The following is a 23,014-nucleotide window of genomic DNA, read 5'->3' as shown; positions in this document are numbered from 1 at the left end:
AAAGGAAAGTCCGAAGTGAAAAGCAAAAGGAATAGAATATGCACCTGAGAAATGATTGGACTCGCGCTGAAATACAAGCACTCTACCAACAGCCTTTTTTAGATTTGGTCTTTCAAGCACAGCAAATTCATCGTCAGTTCTTTGAAGCGAATGCCATTCAAGTCAGTACTTTACTGTCGATCAAAACAGGAAAATGCCCTGAAGACTGCAAATATTGTTCACAGTCTGCGCGTTATGACTCAAAGCTTGAAGCTGAAAAAAGAATTGCGGTTGAAAAGGTCATTAGCGAAGCACAGCAGGCGAAGGCCTCGGGTTCTACACGGTTTTGTATGGGTGCAGCATGGCGAAATCCACATGAGCGCGACATGCCTTATGTCTTGGATATGGTACGTGAAGTCAAAGCATTGGGTTTAGAAACCTGTATGACCCTAGGCATGCTGAATGCCTCCCAAGCCGAACGATTAAAAGGTGCAGGACTCGATTATTACAACCATAACTTAGACACGTCGCGTGAGTACTATCCTAATGTGATTAGTACCCGTAGTTTTGATGACCGTTTGGATACCTTAAGTCATGTTCGAGAGGCAGGCTTAAAAGTGTGTAGTGGCGGGATTGTTGGCCTAGGTGAAGAGACCAAAGATCGAATTGGCTTATTGTTTGAATTGGCGACTTTACCGATACATCCCGAATCTGTGCCAATCAACATGCTGGTCCCAATGCAGGGTACGCCTTTGGCAGAAGTTGAAAAGTTAGATGTGACAGAGTGGATTCGCACAATTGCCGTAGCGCGCATTATTATGCCGAAAAGTTATATTCGTCTATCTGCGGGACGTGAATCGTTGTCCGATGCAGATCAAGCTTTGGCTTTTATGGCCGGTGCAAACTCATTGTTTTCTGGTGAGAAATTGCTGACTACGCCAAATACAGCACAAGGCAAGGATCAACAACTCTTTCAAAAACTGGGTTTACATGCAGAAAAAGCCAAACCCCAACTTGCTGAGTTAACGGTCGATGCTATGGCTGTGGCTTAAGTGCTAGAACATGCGGTGATGAACGTGTAGATTTAGGGCGACGAATAAAAGTAGATGAGTGAACAATAAAATGGCGAAAGACTTTCAGAGTCAAACTGTAGTGGATGGTTATGATCAACATATTCGTAAGCTCATTCCAGGTTATGAGTTGGTTCATCTGCAAATTCAAGCCATTTTAAAAACACATTTACCAGAACATGCGAACGTATTGATTGTGGGATGTGGTACAGGTTATGAGCTTTCATATTTGTTGGCGCAGCATCCGACGTGGAGTTTTACCGCTGTCGACCCATCTTTGACCATGATTGAAAAAGCGCAGCAGTTATTGAGCGAGACCCATAGTGATTTAACGCGGGTTCACTTTGTTCATGGTGATACGACGGCATTACAAGAAAGTGCACAGTTTGATGCCGCTTTAGCCATATTGGTGGCACATTTTATTCCACTTGAAGCAAAGTCATTCTTCTTTGCCGACATTTTACGCTGTCTTAAAACACAAGCTATTTTACTGAGCTATGACCTGATGAGCTCTAGTGATGACACTGAACTCAAGGTTCTACAAACCTTATGTCAGAGCAATGGTTTGACAGTGATACAGAGTGAAAAAATGATTGAGCGGCTACAACAAGATTTTTATTTGGTCTCGGTCAGCCAGATGCGAGAGCTTCTGACTAAAGTTGGATTTAATGAAGTACGAACTTATAGTCAATTGTTGAATTATTATGGTTTTTTTGTACAAAAGTAAAAACCAATTGCAGTAAAAAGATACATTTTAAAGATAAGAGTGAAGGAATATACATGGCAGCCTATTATCAACTTTTAAATCGTGAACAGCACAGTGATGGGAGCTGTACGGCGTCTTATCTTTCCAATATTCATGCACAAGGCGCATGGAACCCGCATGAACAGCACATGGCACCTGCAACAGGGGTTTTGTGTGCAGAGTTAGAGCAGTTTCAACCACGTGATGAGATGCGCATTGGACGCGTGAGTTTAGATATTTTTGGACTGATCGCTTTTGGTGAGTTTACGGTGCATACCCGTGTCATTCGTGCTGGAAAAACCATTGAACTGATCGAGGCGGAAATGCAGGCAAACGGGAAGACCTGTATTGTGGCCCGTGCTTGGAAAATGATGAAGCAAGATACCAGTGCAATTGCAGGGCTAGAAGATCAATCGATTGTACATCCTGAAACTTTGCCAGTATGGGATGGGATGAAATGTTGGCCGGGTGGTTATATCCAAAGTATTGAGACACGTGCGGCAGAAGGGCACCGTGCGGGTAAAGGCATTGTCTGGTTACATAATGATTTGGACATGGTGGAAGCTCAGGACACATCAAGTTTTGTGCGCTTATTGGGCATGGTCGACACAGCCAACGGTATTGTGCCACGTCAAAATCCTGCATCTGGATGGGGCTTTCCCAATTTAGACCTACAACTGCATTTATACCGTTTACCCCAAGGGAAATGGTTAGGTTTGGAAGCGACGCAGCAATATGGTGATGATGGTATCGGTTTAACCAGTGCGGTTTTGCACGATGAGCAAGGGCCATTTGGTCGTAGTGAACAGATTTTGACCCTGCGTAAGTTTTAGTTGGTCAGTGTCAATTTAATAAAAAAGGATGAATTGCTTCATCCTTTTTTTATTGGCATGCTGTAGGCATTTTAAAATAGTGAAATGAAGATGCGGATCAGTTTAATTGGAGCCGGGCGGGTGGCTCATCATTTGGCCAAAGCCCTGATGTCTCAGCATGAAATCGTCAATATTTATAGCCGAAGCTTTGACAAAGCTACAGATTTGGCACAAGTCGTACATGCAAAGGCGGTCAGTCATTTTCAGCAGTTAAATGCTGATGTGGATTTGGTGATGATTGCAGTAAGTGATCAGTCTATTCCGAGTGTGATTTCGGCCTTGACTGAATATCTGCCGAATGTGTTGATTGTACATACTTCGGGGAGTACAGCGCTTTCAGTTTTGTCGACGCAACATGCACGTGCAGGAGTTTTTTATCCCTTACAGACCTTTAGCTTAGAACGTGAAATTGATTGGTCAAATACGCCGTTGTTTGTAGAAGCCACTGAAAATATGGATCTTCAACGATTACATACACTGGCAGAAAGCCTGAGCCAACGCGTGTATAGCTACAGCTCTGCGCAGCGTCTAAGTTTGCATTTAGCGGCTGTCTTTGCCTGTAATTTTAGTAATTATTGTTATGACATGGCGAAACAAGTGGTGGATGCAGAGCAGGTCGATTTTAGTCTGCTATACCCCTTGATTTTAGAAACCGCGCAGAAAGCCACACAGAATAATCCGAAGCAGATGCAAACTGGCCCTGCGATGCGTCAGGATCAGAATATTTTACAGATGCATCAACAGATGCTTGCGCAAGCTCAACGAGCGGATCTTGCTGAAGTGTATGCCTTAATGAGTCAGCAGATCAGTCAACGTCACAGTTGACATTTAAAATAATAAACAAAAAAGCGAGTCACAAAGAACAAGCAAAGCCACTGAAAACGTGGCTTTTTTTATGCCCTAAGATTCGGTACAGTGTTGCTTAAAATAAATACAAACAAATAGAGGGCGTATGCGTTCACATTCATTATTAGAACAAGTGCAGTGGAAAGATCTCGTTCAGTTAGGCCGTGCCGATGTGATCAGTGAGTTATTTATCTCTTTACCGTGGTTGATCGTTTCTTTTATTTTTGCAAGTTTACAGTGGTATGTCTTGGCGCTGTTTTGCTCGTTTATGTTTTTCTTAACAGGGCTCAGACAGGTGCATAACGCTTTTCATTTTGCCTTAGGGATTAGCCGACCTGCGACCCATTGGGTGATGTTTGTTTTGAGCATCGTCATGCTCGGTTCGATGCATGCAGTACAAATTAATCACCTCCGACACCATCAGCACTGTATGCAGGATGAGGATATTGAAGCGAAAAGTGCAACCATGAAGTGGTGGCAAGCCTTACTTTTTGGCCCTGTTTTTCCATGGATGTTGCATAAAAAAGCCTTTGAGGTTGGGACTAAAAACCAGAAAAAATGGATGTCTGCTGAGCTGGTTGCCAACGTCATTGTATTGTTTTTGGTTTTTGTGGTCTTGGATATCAGTATTTTAAAATACCATGTCAGTGCCATGTTGATTGGGCAATGCATGACGGCATTTTTTGCGGTATGGACGGTGCATCATGATACGGAAGATCATGTGTATATGGCGCGTACTGTGCGTAATGAGTTTAAACGGGTCGTAACCTACAACATGTTTTATCATGTGGAACATCATTTGTTTCCCGCAGTGCCGACACGACGTTTACATATTTTGGCAAAACGTTTGGATGAACATGATCCAACGGTTGAAATTAGGCATGTGTTTTAACATTTTTAAGCATAAAAAATAGGGCTCTAGGCCCTATTTTTTGAAGATCTAAAATTTATTTAATTTTCTTAAATAAGAAGTCGTTAATCTTATGACCTTCTTCGAGTCCACGACGTTCAAATTTAGTTTGTGGACGCCAGTCTGGACGTGGGTAACTGTTACCTTTACCTGCCATATTTTCAAGATTTGGACGGTTATCGAGTACATCAATCATCCACTCTGCATACGGTTCCCAGTCTGTCGCTGCGTGGAATGTGCCACCCATTTCTAGCTTTTGCTCAACCAGCGGCATACGGTCATGTGACACAAAACGACGTTTGAAGTGACGTTTTTTCTGCCATGGGTCTGGGAAGTATAGTTGCACAGCGTTGATGCTGTTATCTGGCATTTCACGTAATACTTGAATGGCATCTGCATCTAAAAGACGAAGATTGGTTAAACCTGCAATTCCAGCTTCATACACACATTGCGCAATCCCCGGAACATGCACTTCAATCCCGACATAGTTACGTTCAGGGTTGGCCTGCGCCATCAAGACCAATGAACGTCCCATACCAAAGCCGATTTCAACCGTGAGCGGACGCTCTGGATGTTCAAACTGCTGACGTAAGTCACCTACAGGATATTCCAAAATCATGTGACCATATTGTTCAAGCGCAGTACGTTGCGAGGTGTTCAGCGGAGATGAACGACGCATAAATGTCACAATTTCGCGGTGTTCATTTAAGTTGTCTAGCTCGACGACTTGCTGGTCTAATTGATCATTCGTCATAATTTTGGCAGATGTAGAAATTCGAAAGCGGTATTGTAAGTCCTGAGCAGGACAAGTCAAATTTTTTACTCAGAATTTATTAAATTCAGCACCATTGAGTTTGCTCAGCCTAGAAACTGTCATCATTTATTAATCATGATGTAACGAATAAAAATTAACCTGCCAGCTGATTTAACCAACTGATAAAAAATGATGAAGAATTTTAAGCCACAGATATTAAGCCTGAGCCTGATTTTGGCGGGTTGTTCCTTTCCTGCGTATTCGCAACTCTTGTTTAGTCAGTATGTAGATGGAAGCAAAAATAAGAAAGGATTGGAAATTTATAATCCAGATCCGACGACGGTCAATTTGGCAGAATATCAGATCAAGCAATACGCAAATGGTGAGACCAATGCAAATTTGACAGTGAGTTTGACAGGTCAATTGGCGGCAAGGGGGCATTATTTGGTCGGGCATTCTGCTTTAAAAGAAGCTCTGGGCGATGCGGTGCAACAGCAGGCGAACTTAGCTTTCAATGGTGACGATGCTTTGGTGCTTTATCATAATGGCGTTGCGATTGACCGCTTTGGCACAGTGGGTGAAAGACCAAGCACTGGATGGGGTAGTGTTGCAACAGCGAATAGTTTTAAACGCACACTATTAAGTAATAATGTATCCAGTGCAGGGATTGACGTTACCGCACCGTTTGATTTGGCATCGGCATGGGAAAAATGGTCAGACCGAAATGCATTTTCCAGTTATCTTGCTGGAAATACGGCACCCCCTCTAAGCTCCGTGAGCTGTAGTACGACAGCGACCCCAATTGCGACATTGCAAAGTGCAGCGCAAGAGGAGGAATATGTGGTGAAAGGCGTAATTACGGCAGATTATCGTTATAACAATGGTTTCTCAGGTTTCTTTGTCCAAACCCCAGATGCTCAAGCCAAAGCCAATAGCAGTAATGCGGTGTTTGTCTATGTTCCTTCTTCAAGTAGTGTGACCGGTGGTCAAGTGGGGCAGGAAGTCATTTTCAAAGGCAAATTGAAAACCTATCAAAACCAATTACAGCTTCAAGATTTAAGCAGCGATATTAACGTCTGTAATCCTTCGGCGAGTGACTTGGTTAAGCCAATGGCGATCAATTTGCCCTTTGATAATTTGACTGAAATGTCAGGCCATGCACCAAAACGCTATCAAGGCATGTTGGTTAATATTCCTCAAACTTTAACTGTCAGTGAAAACTATGATTATGGGCGTTATGGTCAGTTGGCTTTAAGCCCTGCGCGTTTATATATCCCAACCAATTTATATCCGGCCCATTCAACGGAAGCCAAAGCACTGGCACAACAAAATTTACGGTCTAAACTCATTTTGGATGATGGTTATAACAATCAGAACAGAACGCCGTGGTTGCCAACGATCTTTAGTGCTAAAAACACCCTACGTACAGGCGCACAACTGCAAAATGTACAAGGCATTTTAGAATACCGCTATAACCAATGGCGAATTCAACCTGTGCTTGGTGCAACAGCGCCGCAAGTCTTAGACACGACAAACCCTCGTGCAAGCGTTCCAGCAAAGGCTACACAGCAAGTTCGTGTTGCAGCATTTAACGTACTGAATTATGACAATGGTTTGGCGCAAGGTTTTCCTACGGAACGTGGTGCAAGTTCTGAGGCTGAGTTTAAAAAGCAACATCTGAAAATTGTCAGTGCATTAAAAGCGATTGATGCAGATGTTTATGGTCTGATGGAAATTGCCAACAATGGTTATGGCGAGCGTAGCGCAGTTGCTTATTTAGCTCAGGCGCTTGGAAGCGACTGGAAATATGTAACGCCTCCGAATGCTGACAAACTTGGAACCGATGCGATTGCTGTTGCCATTATTTATAATGCTAAGCGCGTCAAACCAATCAATGAAGCAGCGGTCTTTGATGACCAGAGTCAGAAAAACCGAGTCACGATGGCGCAAACCTTTCAAGCTCTATCAGGTGGGAAGACTTTTACGGTTATTCCGAACCATTTGAAATCTAAAGGTAGCTGTCCAGATGATAAAACCTCGATAGAGGCAGATCAGGGCGACGGTCAAGGTTGCTGGAATCCAACCCGCGTTAAAGCGGTGCAAGCGTTAATGCAATGGGTTGCAAAAAATCCAACGCAGGTGAGTAAACCAAATGTCTTACTGTTAGGTGATCTGAACAGTTATGCCAAAGAAGATCCCATTGTGGCGCTTGAACAAGCCAACTATAAAGTGCTTTTAAACGATGAAAAAATTGGTCAAGGGAAAACAGCGTATAGCTATGTTTTCGGCGTAGCCAGTAATGCTCAAGGTTATGGTGGTGCAGGCAATTTAGACCATGCGATTGCCGATGCAGCACTTTACCCTTTGGTGAAAAAAGCATTTGCATGGCATATCAATGCGGATGAGCCGACGGTACTAGACTATAACGAAGAATATAAAACGGAGGAGCAAATTGCTGCATTCTATGCGGACGATGCTTACCGCTCTTCTGACCATGACCCTGTGATTGTGGATTTAGACTTAAACGATGCAGTGGTTAACGATGATGATAAAACCAGTGCGGGAAGTACAGGACTGTGGTCTGCATTAGGATTAATCAGTTTGGCCTTGTATGGCAGCCTAAGACGTCGCAAGAATCAGTCTTAATCCGCTTTATTGACAATAAAAGGGCGTCATCGCCCTTTTATTTTGCCTATGGTTTCAACTTTATGAGCTGATACGGTCAATGAGGGTGCTGCTGGCTTCATTTAAGCCTAACACCTCGACCACTACACCGTGGGCTTCAAACTTTTCAACTACCGCATTTAACATTTGAACTGAAGTCATATCCCAAATATGAGCATGGCTGAGTTCAATTTCAACCTTCTGAATATGTTCGTTAAAGTCAAAAAACTGAAAGAATTTCTCTGAGCTGCTAAAGAAAATTTGACCACTCACAACATAGCGACGAGTATAGTTAAGCAGTTCAGACTGAACATGAACCGTACTTTCCAGCTTGTTAATGAAAAATAATGCGGACAGTAAAACTCCGACAAAGACACCCAAGGCAAGATTGTGTGTGGCTAAGACAATCATCACGACACTCAACATCACTACATTACTTTGTAGCGGGTGTTTAGCGATGTTTTTAACCGAGTCCCATTGGAAGGTTGTAAATGCCACCATGATCATAATGGCAACCAGCGCCGCCATTGGAATATAGGACAGCCAGTCTTTAAAAAACACCACCAAACACAGTAAAAATACACCAGCCACTAAGGTTGAAAGTCGAGTACGTGCACCTGAGCTGACATTAATCACAGACTGTCCAATCATGGCACAGCCTGCCATACCGCCCATAAAACCGCTCACAATATTTGCCATACCTTGTCCGCGACATTCTTGATGACGGTCACCTTCAGTGCCTGTGACTTCATTCACTACTGTGGTGGTCATCATGCTTTCAAGCAAACCGACAGTCGCTAATGTGATGGCATAAGGGAAGACAATTTGCAGCGTTTCAAAGGTCAGTGGAATATCAGGTAGTAGAAAAATAGGTAAAGTATCAGGGAAATGACCTAAATCACTGACCATACGCATATCCGTGCCTAAAAACAGTGCCAAAGCGGTCAGGATAAGAATACAAATAAGTGGTGAGGGAATGTTTTTTCCCACTTTAGGTAGATAGGGAAACAGATAAATGACAGCGAGGCCAAGAGCGACAAATGCATAGCCCCAGTGATTCATTTGGCTGAGCTCTGGAAGTTGTGCCACGAAGATTAAAATCGCTAGCGCATTTAAAAAACCATACACTACTGACTGCGACACAAAACGCATCAGTTTGGCAACTTTAAAATAACCCGCAACGATCTGAATGACCCCAGTGAGAATGGTTGCCGCCAGTAAATACTGTAGGCCATGCTCTTTGACCAGTGTGATCATGAGTAGTGCCATCGCGCCTGTTGCTGCTGAAATCATGGCTGGACGACCGCCAAAAAAAGCAATGCTCACTGCGATACAAAAGGAGGCATACAGTCCGACTTGAGGGTCTACACCTGCAATTGCTGAAAAAGCAATAGATTCGGGAATCAGGGCAAGTCCTACCACTAAACCTGCTAGAACATCGGTACGAATGTTAGAAAACCATTCATCTTTTTTAAGGCTAATCACAGATCAAATTCATTTTAGGGTCAAGGGGGCTATGTTAAAACAACTCTGTTGCAAATTGCAGTGTTGTTGTACTTGAAAAAAAATGTGAATTAGACAATATTCAATAGGCGAACGAATGATTTTTCGTTTACGCTTTTTTGCAATTTACAGGTTTTGATCACTTGAAAGTTTGTTAGAAGCCATTTAAAACAGAGAATAGAGTTATAACAAGGATCAGATATGAAGCTTTATTATGCACCGGGTGCGTGCTCGCTTGCGGCGCACATTATCCTCAATGAAATTAATGTTGACTTTGATTTAGTCCGAGTAGATTTAAAAACACATAAAACAGAAAAAGGTGCTGATTATTACGAAATTAATCCAAAAGGATATGTACCCGCTTTAGAGATTAATCCAGGTTTGATTCTGACTGAAAATGTAGCCATTTTGCCATTTTTAGCACAACATGATCCAAAACAAGATCTTATTCCGCCATCGGGTTTGGGGCGTGCCAAAGTTTTAGAATGGTTAGGTTATTTAAATTCTGAATTACATGATGCTTATGCCGTTTTCTTCGGTGCGCCATTAGATGCTGCTGCCAAAGAAAAAGCCTACGCAGAGATTGATCGTTTACTCAGTTACATCGATAAACAAATTGGTGAGTCGGATCATGACTATTTGGTCGATGATAATTTTGGCCCTGCGGATGCATATTTATTTGTCCTCACCAATTGGTCAAATGGCATCGAACATGATTTATCACCGTATAAAAATATTATCTTTATCCGTAATAAAGTGGCTGAACGTCAGTCTGTACAAATTGCAATGCGAGATGAAGGTCTAATTCCTTAATTTTGATGCATTGAAGAAGCGCCGAGAGGCGCTTTTTTATTACTCTAAAGTTTATTGTTGATATTTAGTCAATAATATTTTGCAGATTCACTCCTTTTTAGTGTTGAACAGAATCTTTATAGTGCCTGCATAGATTTTGGCTTTTAGGTTATTCCCATGAAAAATATTTTATTAATTAACGGTGCAAAAACTTTTGCACACTCGAATGGTCAGTTAAACGATACCTTAACTCAACTTGCACAAGAGGTCTTGTCAGGTCTAGGACATCAGGTTCAAGTGACCCGTGCCGACAGTGAATATGATACAAAAGCTGAAGTGGAGAAATTTCTGTGGGCAGACAGCGTGATTTACCAAATGCCGGGTTGGTGGATGGGTGCACCATGGACTGTGAAAAAATATATCGATGATGTCTTTACCGAAGGGCACGGTAGTCTGTATGCCAATGATGGTCGCTCACGTTCGGATGCTTCAAAAAAGTATGGTTCAGGCGGTCTGATTCACGATAAAAACTATATGCTGTCGTTGACATGGAATGCACCGATGGATGCATTTAACGACGCTGAACAATTTTTCCATGGGGTTGGGGTCGACGGGGTTTATTTACCTTTTCACAAAGCCAATCAATTTTTAGGGATGCAAACCTTACCGACGTTTATTGTCAATGATGTGATTAAAGCCCCTGAAGTTGAAGCCTATATGGCACAGTACCGTGACCATTTGACGCAAGTTTTTGCTTAATCGGGAGAAGTGACCATGTTAACTGTCATTGCTGAAATTATTTGTCATTCAGAGCAAGATTTTACAACGGTTCTTGATTCATTCAACAACATCCGTGAGCAAGTATTACAAGAGCCCGGTTGCCATCTCTATAATGTGTATATCGACCATCCTGCTGTTGAGAGTGCATTACAAACCAAAGTACCGTTTTCAATCATGATGTATGAAAAATGGGAAAGCATGAAGCATTTAGAAACACATATGCACAGTGTCAATATGCAGCAACATGCTCAAGCAACCGAAGGTGCAGTTGCTCATGTACAAATTCGTATTTTAGAAGCGCAATAAGTGATGTATATAAGTTTGACAGCGCTTTTCTTCGCTCTGTTTATTTAAACTCCAGTGGCTCATTGAACTGAACCTGTTCGAGTTTCAATGTGTAGCGCTGTTTGAGTGTTGTCCATTGAACTTTGACAGGTTGAGTGCTTTCAGCAAACTCATTTTGGCCTGTCGTACTTTTTACTTTGCCTGTCATAAAATTAATACTTCGCGCCGTGATGTCGCCTGATGCACGGTGGAAATCATCGACATCATAACCAATCAGTTTAAATGCACGGTCTTGGTATCGGAAGGTATACGCGTGATTGGTCACATACCACGAACCACAGCTTAACCAGTAGTGCAGATGAATTTTGAGCACACCTTTTTGAATGCTTAACGCTTCAGTCTCACCGAGTGGATCAGCGAGGCAAGGGGACTCTATATCGCCTTTTGTCGGCAAAGTAGTATTAGTTGCCGCAAGTTGATAACCATGCGTTTGCTTCAATAAAACCAAAAGCTTTCGTTCATTGATATTGAGGACATCACTCCCTAAGCGATCATTTTTAACAAAATGTTCAGGATTGGTGTCTTCAATAATCAGGGCAATATCCGCTTGACCATCTTGGTTTAAATCGCCTTGGACTTTTTCTAAAATCTTCCAGTTTTTTGGCACAAAAGATTGGTAGCTTGTTTTGAGAGTCGGTTTTTCCTCTACTTTGGCCCAAGCATTGCTTGTGAGTGTTAGGAAAAATAGGGCATTAACTATGAGTGTTGGTCTGATCCATTTTTGCATGGGCATCGCTTCCTCTCATTTTTATATGGTTATAGATGTTTGAAAGTGTCATTGAGTGTATCAAAGCGTGTGGCGAAATGTCCCAACAACCTAGGTCATCATAAAGAGCTGCCCTTGTGTTGAAATAAATAAAAAAGGACTCAGAAGAATCCTTTTTATCGCTTAAAACAGATTAAGAGATTATTTAAAGAAATAACCTGTTTCTGGTGAGCTTGCGTTGGCCATACGTTTGCGAGGCATACGACCTGCGAGGAAGGCTTCTCGACCTGCTTCAACGGCTTTTTTCATTGCAGAAGCCATTAAAATGGGATGTTGAGCGGCAGCAATCGCGGTATTCATCAACACGCCATCACAGCCGAGTTCCATGGCAATGGCTGCATCGCTTGCAGTTCCCACACCAGCATCTACCAACACAGGCACTTTGGCATTTTCTTTAATAATAGAAATCGTGTGTGGATTCAAAATCCCTAGACCCGAACCAATCAAACTACCTAAAGGCATGATGGCAACACAACCCATACTTTCAAGTTCTTGCGCCACAATTGGGTCATCGGAGGTATAGACCATGATTTCAAAACCATCGTCAATCAAGGTGCGTGCCGCTTTCAATGTTTCAGTAATGTTTGGATATAACGTTTTTTCATCGCCCAATACTTCAAGCTTGACCAAGTTATGACCGTCTAATAATTCACGCGCTAACATACAGGTACGCACGGCACTATTGGCATCAAAGCAGCCTGCTGTATTCGGGAGAATCGTGTATTTTTCAGGTGGGACCACGGACAATAAGTTTGGTTGGTCGGGGTGTTGACCAATATTGACGCGACGAATCGCAACCGTCACGATTTCTGCGCCACTGGCTTGGATGGCTAAATCGGTTTCTTGCAGGTCTTTATATTTACCTGTGCCCACCAGTAGACGAGATTGAAATGATCTAGAACCAATGATGAGAGGGCTGTCTTGCATGTGAACTCCGTATTAACCGCCACCGACGGCATGAATAATTTCAATTCGATCCATTGCACAAATTGGGGTGTATTCCAATTTACTTTTACTAATAATGTTTTCATTTTGCTCAACAGCAAAACGTTTGCCTTCAAGTGCAAAGGTTTGCACCAGTTCAAGCAGGTTTTTACATTCGGTGTGCTGTAGTTCGCCGTTTAAATAAATCTGCATCGTGCTCATCCCTAGTTGTTTACTTGGCATATTTCATGGCATTCCATGCCAGAATCAACCAACCTGCAATCATCAATGCCCCACCAATCGGGGTAATCGCACCTAGGCCACGCGGTAAGCCCAATGCCATAACATAGAGGGAACCACAGAAAAAGAAGATGCCGACTTGAATCACTAAAAAGCTGGTTTTGATGGGAAGTTGCGGGATGACTTTGGCCAAAATACCAAGCGCCAGTAAACCAAGCGCATGATAAAAAAAGTAATCAGTTGCAGTTTGCCACCAAGCCAATTGGGCTTCAGTAGCACGTGCTTTGAGACCATGTGCACCAAAGGCACCTAATATAACGGCAAACGCTAAATTCAGAGCTGAAATCGCAATCCACATATGCAATGCTTTACTTATATCACTGTGCGCAACAAAGTAGCATATTTTGAAGAAAGGTTAAAAGACAAAAAGCCTCATTTATTGGTAAAAAGAAAAGGGCATTTCGCCCTTTTCTGTATTGGTATCATCTTAGTTCGATGACATCGCCACTTTAATTTTTTCCATGGCATTTTTTTCAAGCTGACGAATACGTTCGGCCGAAACATTATATTCAGCAGCCAGTTCGTGCAGCGTCGATTTTTCATCATCTAACCAACGGCGCTGTAAAATATTACGCGAACGGTAATCAAGCTGTTCCATCGCATCATGCAAAGCATTGGTGCTCTGTTCTTCGTAATCTTCTTCTTCAGCCAAACGCGCTGGGTCGTAGCGGTTATCTTCAAGGTAAAGCGCAGGTGCAACATGGGTTGAACCTTCATCGTCATCATCGCCCTGAGCTTCAAACGCTGCATCATAAGCAGTTAAACGACCTTCCATTTCTAACACCTGTTCAGGTGTCACATTGAGGTCATTTGCAATCGATTGAGCTTCTTTTAGAGTGAGCTTTTTAGACGATTTTTTTAGACTACGTAAATTAAAGAACAGTTTACGCTGTGCTTTAGTCGTCGCAATTTTGACAATACGCCAGTTACGAATCACATATTCGTGAATTTCGGCTTTAATCCAGTGTACCGCAAAAGAGACCAAGCGTACGCCCATGTTTGGGTCGAAGCGTTTAACGGCTTTCATTAAGCCCAAGTTACCTTCTTGAATGAGGTCACCTTGAGGTAAGCCGTAGCCTGCATAACTGCGGGCAATATGAACCACAAAACGTAGATGCGACATGACTAGAAGTTTAGCGGCATCGAGGTCTTGGTCATAATAGTAGCGTTCAGCTAGCTCTTTTTCTTGTTCCGCTGTCAAAATCGGGATTTGGTTGACAGTACTAATATAAGCGCCCAAGTTTACACCTGGTGCCGATAATGACAGGGGCATCAATTGATTGCTGCTGTCACTCATGTGTTCTCCTTAGGGATTTCATTTTTACCCAACAATTGAATTTATCTTAATCCAATCTTCCACTGAATAATGGAAAATTGGGTATAGAAATGTAAACTTTTATGCAAATGTGAATAGACTTAGTGTAATTGAAAAGAATTAAGATTCAATGAAGTAGTGAAATTCATGTTCATTAATTTGTTTCAAAACACAAGTTAAATGATGGATTTCGCAATAACGCGTGATATCGATCTGACTGTGCGGATCAGACGATTTTAATAGAAAATGCTGCGCCGGACTCTTCTTAAGTGCGCGTTTAAGCAACAACAGAGGCATAGGACATGGTTGCCCCATTGCATCAATAATGTTGGTATTTTGTTCGATATCACTCATATAGCTTAGTAAGGCTTCACAACATTTAGGTGGGTAGAAATATTAGCAAATTCAGTGCCAAAACCCAAATATTTCATGTGTTATAGGCCTATAGTCGCTATATCCAAAATTACAAATAACTAGTTAAAAAATATGCTGAATTAAAAAGACGATTAATCAAAAAAAAGGGTATGAATTGTTTTTAACCCATGTTAAGCTCGTCGCGTACTGGGATTTAACACAACCATAAATTGTTTTAAATCCTATTTTACAAATGGATGTAACCGGGATTTTGTTAATAGTTATACAGAATGATTACAAGCTTAGAAATAATAAATATTTTTAAACCTTGTTTGGTCTGCTGTTTGCAACACCGGGTGGTCCTTCTTTTAGATACAATGAGGATTAACTTATGACAGCTCGTGAACAAGGCGTAGTTAAATGGTTCAACGACACTAAAGGCTTCGGCTTTATCCAACGCAATGGCGGCGACGATGTATTCGTTCACTTCCGTGCAATCCAAGGCGACGGCCACCGTTCACTACGTGACGGCCAACGCGTTGAATTCAGCGTTGTAAAAGGTCAAAAAGGCTTCCAAGCTGAAGAAGTACAACCTTTAGACTAATTGTCTGAACGTACTTTAAAACGCCCCAATGTAAATTGGGGCGTTTTTGTTTATACTACAGATCAATTTTCGTGATTTTTCGTCAGAGCGCACTTATATGTCATCAGGTTTTGAAACCTTAAATTTACATCCTCAACTTAAACGAGCTATTGATGCTTTAGGTTTTAAGGATATGACGCCTATTCAGCAAAAGGTTTTAAAATTCACTTTGGCGGGACACGATGCAATTGGTCGTGCGCAAACAGGGACTGGTAAAACAGCGGCATTTTTGGTGAGCGTGATTAACGACTTGCTGAACAACCCAATTCAAGAGCAGCGCTACCGCGGTGAACCTCGCGCCTTGATTTTAGCACCGACTCGAGAACTTGCACTGCAAATTGAAAGCGATGCGAAAGAACTCACAAAATTCTCAGATTTACATGTCGTGACGCTTTTAGGCGGCGTTGACTTTGATAAACAAAAAGCACAACTCGATAAAAAACCTGTCGATATTATGGTGGCGACGCCAGGTCGTCTGATTGACTTTGTTGAGCAAAAAGAAGTTTGGCTCGACCAGATTGAGTTTTTAGTGATTGATGAAGCCGATCGCTTATTGGATATGGGCTTTATTCCTTCAGTCAAACGCATTGTTCGTTTCTCACCGCGTAAGGAACAGCGTCAAACTCTGATGTTCTCTGCAACGTTTAGTTACGATGTTTTAAACCTTGCGCAGCAGTGGTTGTTTGAACCTGTAACTGTTGAAATTGAGCCAGAGAAGAAGACCAATGCGGACGTTGAACAACGTGTCTACATGGTCGCAAAGTCTGATAAATATAAATTGCTACAAGACATTCTGCGTGATGAGCCCATTGAAAAAGTGATGATTTTCGCAAATCGTCGCGATCAAGTGCGTAAACTCTATGACAACTTAAAGCGTGATGGCTATAAAGTGGTGATGTTGTCAGGTGAAATCGCACAAGACAAACGTTTGAAAATGCTGGATCAATTTAAAAATGGTCAACATAACATCATGATTGCAACCGATGTTGCAGGTCGTGGTATCCATGTGGATGGTGTATCGCATGTGGTGAATTTCACCTTACCTGAACAGTCGGATGACTATGTACACCGTATTGGTCGTACAGGTCGTGCAGGTACGCGTGGTGTGAGTATTAGTTTCTTATCTGAAGATGATGCATTCTATCTACCAGAAATTGAAAAAGCCATTGGGCAAAAACTACCACTGACACGTTTAGAAGGTTATTGCTAATCGTTTGACGTGATTGGTGTAAAAAAACCGCTCAGATGAGCGGTTTTTTTGATGGTATCTTTATTTTGCTTTACACGAAAAAGTCAGGATTGTTTGATAGTCACTGTCTTGGTTAATGCCTGAGTTTGTACCCGAAATAGAACCCAGTACTGAAGCGGCTGCTTGGATCATTTTTCCAGTTTCATCGCTCACCACGCCTTTTAAAGCGCCTTGATATTCGGTTTTTTCATCACTCACAATCGCCGTTGCTTTAGAGCCACACGTTTTAGCTGCTGCTTCAATGGCGTTGTTTTTTGCAATCAATGCAGTTTTACCAATACCCGTAACTTCGTATTGATTGTCAGCTTTTTGGATCGCTAAAGAGTTGCTTGGTGTCGATGCGCAAGCGCTTAGAAGTAGTGTTAGTGCTGCTGCTCCAGCAATAGCGATATTCTTTTTCATTTCATACCCCAGTCATGTTTTATTAAATCATTGTTTATTGGAACATAGCTTGTCGGATGAATCATGTAAGAAATGTATGAAAAATGCAGTCTTATCGAACAGTTTAAAAAGTGCTCAGGATTTTAAAATTAGTTTTGCTGAAACTGGGTATTTCATACTGAAGCGCTAGAGCAAACTTTTCAGAGTGTGCTACTCTAAAACGTATTGTTTAATTTGAAAGATTAAGAGCCTAATGACGGAACTCGCGGTAGATATCGTTCACCAGAATATGCATCAACGTCAATCGATTGGCCATTTGGTCGAGCCTGCTCCCAATGCAGAACAATTAGAGCGGGCATTTCAAGCCGCATTGACTGCACCAGATCATCATCGTTTAAAGCCGACACGTTTTATCGTAATTGCTGAAGATCAACGTGAGGCATTTGGTGAGTTATTGTCACAAGCCTTGGCTGATTTGGGCGAAACGGAATCAGCACAGTTAGAGCGTGTTAAAAATCATCCTTTTCGTGCCCCATTACTGGTTTTGGCACTGACTAAATTTCAATCGCATCCGAAAGTCCCTAATTTTGAGCAGACTTTAAGTAGTGGGGCTGCTATTCAGAATTTTATTTTGTCCTTACAAGCTCAAGGTTTTTCGAGTATGTGGCGTAGTGGGGCAGTGGTGGAATCGGTGCATTTCAAACAGGCTTTAGGCCTCAGTGCAGATGATTTGATCTCAGGTATTTTATATATTGGTACGGCAGTTAAAGCGATTCCACCACGTGCCGAAATTCAAACCGAAGATTATGTAAGTTATTGGAATCAATAGTTCCATTTTAGGATATAAAAATAATGTCAGAGTTAAAGTTTTCAGATTTGGTTGAACCTGTAGCAGTAGATCAAAAAACGGCACTACGTATTACTGTTTTGGGTGGTGGTAGTTTTGGGACTGCGATGGCGAATACTGCCGTTCGTAATGGCTGCGATACCATGATTTGGATTCGTGATGAAGCCGTTGCAGCTGATATCAATGCGACGCACGTAAATAAACGCTATTTGCCCGATTTTAAACTTGAAGATGGTTTACGTGCAGTTTCAAATATAGAAGAGGCTGTTCGTGATCGCGACATTATTTTGGTGGCGATTCCGAGTCATTCTTTCCGTGATGTCCTTAAACAAATTAAACCGTTTATTACTTCGCAAGCAGTGGTGTCTTTGACCAAGGGTATTGAAGCGAAGACTTTTAGTTTTATGAGTGACATTATTCGCTCAGAGCTACCAGAAGTACCTTATGGCGTGTTATCTGGGCCCAACTTGGCTAAGGAAATTGTGGCAGGACAACCAGCCGGAACAGTGATTGCAAGCCAGTCTGACTTGGTGCGTTATGCGGTACAACAAGCTTTGCATAGTGCCTTGTTCCGTGTTTTCGCCAGTGATGATGTGCATGGTGTAGAACTCGGCGGTGCACTTAAAAACATTTATGCGGTTGCGATGGGAATGGCTGCTGCATACAAAGTCGGTGAAAATACCAAGAGTATGATTTTGACTCGTGCTTTGGCGGAAATGAGTCGTTTTGCTGTGAAGTTAGGGGCAAATCCACTGACCTTCTTAGGGCTGTCTGGTGTCGGTGATTTATTTGCAACGTGTAGCAGCCCACTCAGTCGCAACTATCAAGTCGGTTTTGCACTGGGGCAAGGCAAGAGTTTGGAACAGGCGACCACTGAATTGGGACAAACAGCAGAAGGCATTAACACCATTGTACAAGTTAAAGCACGTTCTGAAGAGCTAGACGTGTATATGCCGATTACCAGTGCGTTATACAGTGTTATTTTTGAAAATGCACCACCAATGACAATTGCATTATCCTTAATGAAAAATGGACACCGCAGTGATGTGGAGTTTGTTTTGCCGCATCATGAGGTTTAAAGTCACTTAAAAAACGAAATAAAATGAGCGTTTAAGTGGGTAGAATGACTGAATTGTCATAAAAATTAATTAAAATAATCAGGATTTGAATAAGGATTTTTTATGCAACTGACTTTGGTACGTCATGGCGAAGCTGCACCACCAATCATGGGGAATGACACTAAGCGCCCACTCACCGAACGTGGGCATGCACAGGCAGAGCAAACTGCTGACTTTTTAAAGTCACGGATCCAACCTGATGTCTTTGTGGTTAGCCCATTGCTGCGTGCGCAGGAAACATTGGCACACATTAAACAGCACTTTGCTGATGTACCTGTTGTAATCTGTAATACCATTAAGCCGGATGATGATGCAAAAGCGGCTGTGGAATGGTTATCACATTTGCCGTATGAGTCTATTGTAGTGGTGTGTCATATGAATGTGGTGGCACATATGGCCTCGATTTTGGTGACAGAATCTTTCAATCCTTATGCTTTGGCTGAAGCGCGGATTTATGAGCAAGCAGTTATCGCGGAAGGCTTGTCGACACAAACAAAAGCATTTATACCTAGCATATAAAAAACCAATTAAAACGGCAGAATATAATACATGTTGCAAATTTGGATGCCCGAAGCCGATGGAACATGGCACTGGTCTATAGGGGAAAGATGGCAATCTGCTCATACACTTGAGCAATTGATCCAAGATATACAAGCGCATCATGGTGAGGAAGCAACTGTTTTCTTTCCAAGCCGTGATGTGCAAATTATTCAGCAAAATATGCCTAAGGCCCAATACAAGCAGTTGGGGGCTGAAGGTGTGAAGTATTTGCTCGAAGAATATACATTGAGCTCAATCGAACAGATGAAAGTATTACATCACTTTCAAGCACCTGAGCAACTCACTGTTTTGGGTATTTCAAAGCATCGTTTAGAGACTTTGCAGCATGCCTTGAGTTTGATTCCTGTGAAGCTGGTCAGTCTATTGCCTGATTTTCTGATTTTGCCTGTACCTGATGCAGAACAGGTAATCTTGGGCTATGTTGAAGAGCGACTTCTGTTTCGCTCTAATACTTGGTTGGGCGGATCAATTGATGATCTTGCTGTATTTTTAGATTATCAAGCAGCCAATCAAAAATATAAAATTTGTAACTTTAGTGCTTCGCACATGCATAGCTTAAACGCCAGTGTGACGCAGGAGCAGCTTGAGTCGTTCCATTATGAATGGACGGCATTGCCAAGAGCAAAACAATATCCATGGAATCTTTTGCCGAAGGTGAAAGAGCAACATGTTTCAACGGGCTATTGGAAAGCCTGTGCAGCGGTATTGGTTGCGTTGATTGTGACCCAACTGACCTACGATGCGACGCGTTGGTATCAAAATAAAAAGCTTGCAGAGCAAGTGGCTGTGCAAGCAGTCGATCAATTTAAATATTGGTTTGGTGCGAATTATCCTGTGACTGAGCAAACCCTGCGAAGCCAGTTTGAATATCAACTGAATATGAATAAACAAGCTGATGCTCAAGCTTTGTCTTTATTGAGTCGTGTTGGCCCTGTGCTCATGCAACAGCAAATTGTGGCAAATCAGGTGATGTATGAAGCAAATAGCTTAAATATGCAACTTAAAGCTAACTCGGCAGAGGCTTTACAAACACTCACTCAGCAGCTTAATCAACAGGGTTTTCAGGTTGAGTTAGGTAATATTCAGCCGACCACGGGTGGGGCAATTGGAATGGTGAAAATACAATAATGAAAGCCATGCAAAATTTACAAACTGTTTTGGATCAGCGTTTAGAGCTGATCAGTACTTATTTTGATCGCCTTACACCGCGCGACCGTGTATTAGCCATCTTCTTGGTCATTTTCGTATTGGTGAACTCGATAGGGGCTGCACTTTGGTATACCCATGCTGCGGCAGATAAACAGCAAAAACGCGTGAACCAGCTCAAAGAAACCATGACATGGATGCAGAGCAATGCAGTCACCATGAAATCGAGCTCAGATGGGCAACTGACTCCGATGGAGCAGATTCAACGTATTGCACAGCAGCAAGGTTTGTCGGTTGCTTCGCAGCAGAATGCTGAACAAATTCAGTTGGTGGTAAGCCATGCAAACTATGTGGTGTTGGCCAACTTTTTGACCCAACTAACGCAAAATGGTTTGAGTATTGAAAAAATGGAGTTGGTCTCAGATGCAGGGCAGATTAAATTATCGGCTAGCGTTAAATAATCGCTAAAAATAAAGCCAGACGAAGCATGGTGTTTTAGCTAGGCTATGCCTATAATATGGCGACTTAAAAAGCAGTAGACTTTTACAGATATGTTGTATTCTCTTGCCCGCCCTTTGTTGTTTACTTTAGCACCAGAGCGTGCACATGAGCTAACACTATCGCTATTGAAATCAACGCATAAGCTAGGCTTAATGCGTCAAAATATAGCGGCTAAACCGGTGACATGTATGGGCATCGAGTTTCCCAATCCTGTAGGTTTGGCTGCTGGTCTAGATAAAAATGGTGCTTATATTGATGCACTGGCAGGTCTAGGGTTTGGTTTTATTGAAATTGGAACCATTACTCCACGTCCACAGCAGGGTAATCCTTTACCGCGTTTATTCCGTATCCCACAAGCTAAAGCCATTATTAACCGTATGGGTTTTAACAACGCTGGTGTGGATCAATTGATTGAAAATGTCAAAGCGGCAAAATTTAAAGGTGTTTTGGGGATTAATATCGGCAAAAATGCGGATACCCCAGTCGAAAATGCAGTAGATGACTATCTCATTTGTTTAGAAAAAGTCTATAACTATGCGTCTTATATTACTGTTAACATTTCTTCTCCAAATACTAAAAACCTGCGTAGTTTGCAAAGTGGTGATGCTTTAACCGAGCTGCTAGAGACGCTGAAAAAACGTCAGTTAGAGTTGGCTGAAGAGCAGCAGCACTATGTACCCTTGGTGTTGAAAGTTGCGCCGGATTTGGAAGCGGAAGATATTCAATTTATTGCGAAACAACTGCTTCAGTTTAAAATTGATGGGTTGATTGTAACCAATACGACTTTGTCTCGTGAAGGGGTGGAAAACTTACCTTTTGGTGATGAAGCGGGTGGTTTATCTGGTGCGCCTGTGTTTGAGAAAAGTACAGCGTGTTTAAAAGCCTTTGCTGAGGTTGTAAAAGGTCAGATTCCTTTGATTGGTGTGGGTGGGATTTTGTCGGGTGAGCAGGCGCTTGCAAAACAAAATGCAGGGGCAAACCTTGTACAAGTTTATAGTGGCCTCATCTATACAGGACCAACCTTAATTCAAGACTGCGTCTCTGCAATGAAAACAACATGAATGCCATTGATATCTTCATATTGATTGTATTGCTCATTGGAGGGCTCAACGGTTTGCGTCAAGGATTTGTTAAAGCCTTTGCGAACTTGATAGGATGGATTTTAGCGCTGATTGTTGGTGCTAAATTTGCAAGTGTCCTAGCACCTTCGATGGTCTCACTCAGTGAAGATCCAGTGGTTCAAAAAATTGCAGCTTTTGCATTTATTGTATTGGTTATTGTGGTTTTGACGTGGATTGTCACGGCATTACTGAATAACATATTGAAGAGTTTAAAACTCGGGCCTTTGAATCGATTAGCCGGCGGTGCTTTTGGTTCATTAAAAGGGTTGTTAATTGTTCTGATTACGATGCAAGGTGTGGGTTCTTGGGTTGAAAGTTCTCCATACTGGAGACAATCCAAATTTGTCCAAACACTTTTGCCTTACGCGCCTTGGGCGATGGAGCTTTCTAAAGAGGCTGCAAGCGAGGCGATGTCACATATCAAGTCTAAAGATACACATGTATCTTCAGATTCTTCACCGAAAATTTCCTCGAAAAATGCTGAGGGACAGGGTGAGTCAACAAATAATCCTTTTTATTAATCCTAGC

Annotated in this window: 27 protein-coding genes; 18 read left to right on the top strand and 9 right to left on the bottom strand. The window is 42.2% G+C overall.

The features are described 5' to 3' along the window. Positions 1-38 precede the first annotated feature (38 nt). From bioB to MN200_RS10645, 5 genes are all read left to right on the top strand, one after another. Positions 39-1,031, top strand: coding sequence for a biotin synthase BioB (gene bioB / locus MN200_RS10665; protein ID WP_058869939.1), 993 nt, complete (start codon positions 39-41; stop codon positions 1,029-1,031). 70 nt (positions 1,032-1,101) lie between these two features. After that, positions 1,102-1,776: a class I SAM-dependent methyltransferase gene (locus MN200_RS10660; RefSeq protein ID WP_114392848.1), complete on the top strand. Its 675-nt coding sequence runs from the start codon at positions 1,102-1,104 to the stop codon at positions 1,774-1,776. A 53-nt stretch (positions 1,777-1,829) separates the two neighbouring features. Then, positions 1,830-2,627, top strand: coding sequence for a thioesterase family protein (locus tag MN200_RS10655; RefSeq protein ID WP_004696223.1), 798 nt, complete (start codon positions 1,830-1,832; stop codon positions 2,625-2,627). A 90-nt stretch (positions 2,628-2,717) separates the two neighbouring features. Next, positions 2,718-3,491 (top strand): Rossmann-like and DUF2520 domain-containing protein, encoded by a 774-nt coding sequence (locus MN200_RS10650; RefSeq protein ID WP_058869938.1) that lies wholly within the window; start codon positions 2,718-2,720, stop codon positions 3,489-3,491. Between the two features lie 127 nt (positions 3,492-3,618). After that, a complete protein-coding gene (locus MN200_RS10645) occupies positions 3,619-4,404 on the top strand; it encodes a fatty acid desaturase (protein ID WP_242759372.1) in 786 nt (261 codons plus the stop codon). 55 nt (positions 4,405-4,459) lie between these two features. On the opposite strand, the gene trmB is transcribed toward MN200_RS10645, so the two are convergent. Then, positions 4,460-5,176 carry a tRNA (guanosine(46)-N7)-methyltransferase TrmB gene (gene trmB / locus MN200_RS10640; RefSeq protein ID WP_005400603.1) on the bottom strand — a complete coding sequence of 239 codons (717 nt, stop codon included), beginning with the start codon at positions 5,174-5,176 and terminating at the stop codon, positions 4,460-4,462. Between the two features lie 192 nt (positions 5,177-5,368). Here trmB and MN200_RS10635 point away from each other — a divergent pair, with 192 nt between their 5' ends. Then, entirely contained in the window at positions 5,369-7,822 is a 2,454-nt protein-coding gene (locus MN200_RS10635) for an ExeM/NucH family extracellular endonuclease (protein WP_242760526.1), read from the top strand. 60 nt (positions 7,823-7,882) lie between these two features. On the opposite strand, the gene MN200_RS10630 is transcribed toward MN200_RS10635, so the two are convergent. Then, positions 7,883-9,325, bottom strand: a complete 1,443-nt coding sequence (locus tag MN200_RS10630) for a SulP family inorganic anion transporter (RefSeq protein WP_242759368.1) — start codon at positions 9,323-9,325, stop codon at positions 7,883-7,885. A 219-nt stretch (positions 9,326-9,544) separates the two neighbouring features. Between MN200_RS10630 and MN200_RS10625 the strand changes: the two genes are divergently transcribed. The 3 genes from MN200_RS10625 to MN200_RS10615 all read left to right on the top strand — a co-directional run bounded on the left by MN200_RS10625 (position 9,545) and on the right by MN200_RS10615 (position 11,221). Continuing rightward, entirely contained in the window at positions 9,545-10,156 is a 612-nt protein-coding gene (locus tag MN200_RS10625; protein WP_078388936.1) for a glutathione binding-like protein, read from the top strand. A gap of 156 nt (positions 10,157-10,312) precedes the next feature. Beyond that, positions 10,313-10,894: an NAD(P)H-dependent oxidoreductase gene (locus MN200_RS10620; RefSeq protein WP_168158918.1), complete on the top strand. Its 582-nt coding sequence runs from the start codon at positions 10,313-10,315 to the stop codon at positions 10,892-10,894. A 15-nt stretch (positions 10,895-10,909) separates the two neighbouring features. Continuing rightward, positions 10,910-11,221: an antibiotic biosynthesis monooxygenase gene (locus MN200_RS10615; RefSeq protein WP_058869933.1), complete on the top strand. Its 312-nt coding sequence runs from the start codon at positions 10,910-10,912 to the stop codon at positions 11,219-11,221. Positions 11,222-11,261: 40 nt separating this feature from the next. On the opposite strand, the gene MN200_RS10610 is transcribed toward MN200_RS10615, so the two are convergent. From MN200_RS10610 to MN200_RS10585, 6 genes are all read right to left on the bottom strand, one after another. Continuing rightward, positions 11,262-11,987: a hypothetical protein gene (locus MN200_RS10610; RefSeq protein WP_058869984.1), complete on the bottom strand. Its 726-nt coding sequence runs from the start codon at positions 11,985-11,987 to the stop codon at positions 11,262-11,264. A 180-nt stretch (positions 11,988-12,167) separates the two neighbouring features. Further along, complete coding sequence (locus tag MN200_RS10605; RefSeq protein WP_005400610.1) at positions 12,168-12,953, bottom strand: thiazole synthase; 786 nt, start codon at positions 12,951-12,953, stop codon at positions 12,168-12,170. A 12-nt stretch (positions 12,954-12,965) separates the two neighbouring features. Further along, positions 12,966-13,163 (bottom strand): sulfur carrier protein ThiS, encoded by a 198-nt coding sequence (gene thiS, locus MN200_RS10600; protein ID WP_005400611.1) that lies wholly within the window; start codon positions 13,161-13,163, stop codon positions 12,966-12,968. Positions 13,164-13,182: 19 nt separating this feature from the next. Then, the gene (locus MN200_RS10595) at positions 13,183-13,548 is read right to left on the bottom strand and encodes a DUF423 domain-containing protein (protein ID WP_010327098.1); all 366 of its coding nucleotides are present in this window, start codon (positions 13,546-13,548) and stop codon (positions 13,183-13,185) included. A gap of 129 nt (positions 13,549-13,677) precedes the next feature. Continuing rightward, positions 13,678-14,547, bottom strand: coding sequence for an RNA polymerase sigma factor RpoH (gene rpoH, locus MN200_RS10590; protein ID WP_058869932.1), 870 nt, complete (start codon positions 14,545-14,547; stop codon positions 13,678-13,680). Positions 14,548-14,685: 138 nt separating this feature from the next. Continuing rightward, the gene (locus tag MN200_RS10585; RefSeq protein ID WP_004696251.1) at positions 14,686-14,919 is read right to left on the bottom strand and encodes a sulfurtransferase TusA family protein; all 234 of its coding nucleotides are present in this window, start codon (positions 14,917-14,919) and stop codon (positions 14,686-14,688) included. A gap of 391 nt (positions 14,920-15,310) precedes the next feature. Between MN200_RS10585 and MN200_RS10580 the strand changes: the two genes are divergently transcribed. Together MN200_RS10580 and rhlB are read left to right on the top strand one after the other, a co-directional pair. Further along, the gene (locus MN200_RS10580; protein ID WP_004648643.1) at positions 15,311-15,523 is read left to right on the top strand and encodes a cold-shock protein; all 213 of its coding nucleotides are present in this window, start codon (positions 15,311-15,313) and stop codon (positions 15,521-15,523) included. A gap of 97 nt (positions 15,524-15,620) precedes the next feature. Beyond that, complete coding sequence (rhlB, locus tag MN200_RS10575; RefSeq protein ID WP_005400612.1) at positions 15,621-16,772, top strand: ATP-dependent RNA helicase RhlB; 1,152 nt, start codon at positions 15,621-15,623, stop codon at positions 16,770-16,772. A gap of 60 nt (positions 16,773-16,832) precedes the next feature. Here rhlB and MN200_RS10570 read toward each other — a convergent pair whose 3' ends face one another. Next, positions 16,833-17,213, bottom strand: a complete 381-nt coding sequence (locus MN200_RS10570) for a hypothetical protein (RefSeq protein ID WP_004982234.1) — start codon at positions 17,211-17,213, stop codon at positions 16,833-16,835. Positions 17,214-17,445: 232 nt separating this feature from the next. Between MN200_RS10570 and MN200_RS10565 the strand changes: the two genes are divergently transcribed. From MN200_RS10565 to MN200_RS10535, 7 genes are all read left to right on the top strand, one after another. Beyond that, positions 17,446-18,021, top strand: coding sequence for a nitroreductase (locus tag MN200_RS10565; RefSeq protein WP_242759366.1), 576 nt, complete (start codon positions 17,446-17,448; stop codon positions 18,019-18,021). A gap of 23 nt (positions 18,022-18,044) precedes the next feature. Further along, a complete protein-coding gene (locus MN200_RS10560) occupies positions 18,045-19,118 on the top strand; it encodes an NAD(P)H-dependent glycerol-3-phosphate dehydrogenase (protein WP_004696260.1) in 1,074 nt (357 codons plus the stop codon). A gap of 102 nt (positions 19,119-19,220) precedes the next feature. Next, positions 19,221-19,676 (top strand): phosphoglycerate mutase family protein, encoded by a 456-nt coding sequence (locus tag MN200_RS10555; protein ID WP_005400615.1) that lies wholly within the window; start codon positions 19,221-19,223, stop codon positions 19,674-19,676. Positions 19,677-19,706: 30 nt separating this feature from the next. Then, positions 19,707-20,846 (top strand): type II secretion system protein GspL, encoded by a 1,140-nt coding sequence (gene gspL / locus MN200_RS10550; protein ID WP_058869930.1) that lies wholly within the window; start codon positions 19,707-19,709, stop codon positions 20,844-20,846. After that, on the top strand, positions 20,846-21,325 hold the full coding sequence (gene gspM / locus MN200_RS10545; RefSeq protein WP_058869929.1) for a type II secretion system protein GspM: 480 nt from the start codon (positions 20,846-20,848) through the stop codon (positions 21,323-21,325). The genes gspL and gspM overlap by 1 nt, the downstream gene beginning before the upstream one ends. Before the next feature lie 90 nt (positions 21,326-21,415). Then, positions 21,416-22,426, top strand: coding sequence for a quinone-dependent dihydroorotate dehydrogenase (locus MN200_RS10540; protein ID WP_058869928.1), 1,011 nt, complete (start codon positions 21,416-21,418; stop codon positions 22,424-22,426). After that, positions 22,423-23,007, top strand: coding sequence for a CvpA family protein (locus tag MN200_RS10535; RefSeq protein WP_004696270.1), 585 nt, complete (start codon positions 22,423-22,425; stop codon positions 23,005-23,007). Before MN200_RS10540 ends, MN200_RS10535 begins: the two co-directional genes overlap by 4 nt. The last annotated feature ends 7 nt before the right edge of the window (positions 23,008-23,014 follow it).

Source organism: Acinetobacter sp. LUNF3, from assembly GCF_022699605.1.
GTDB classification, from domain to species: Bacteria; Pseudomonadota; Gammaproteobacteria; order Pseudomonadales; family Moraxellaceae; genus Acinetobacter; species Acinetobacter johnsonii.
Note: the sequence above shows the minus strand (reverse complement) of the source record. Positions and strands in the feature narration are given on the sequence as shown.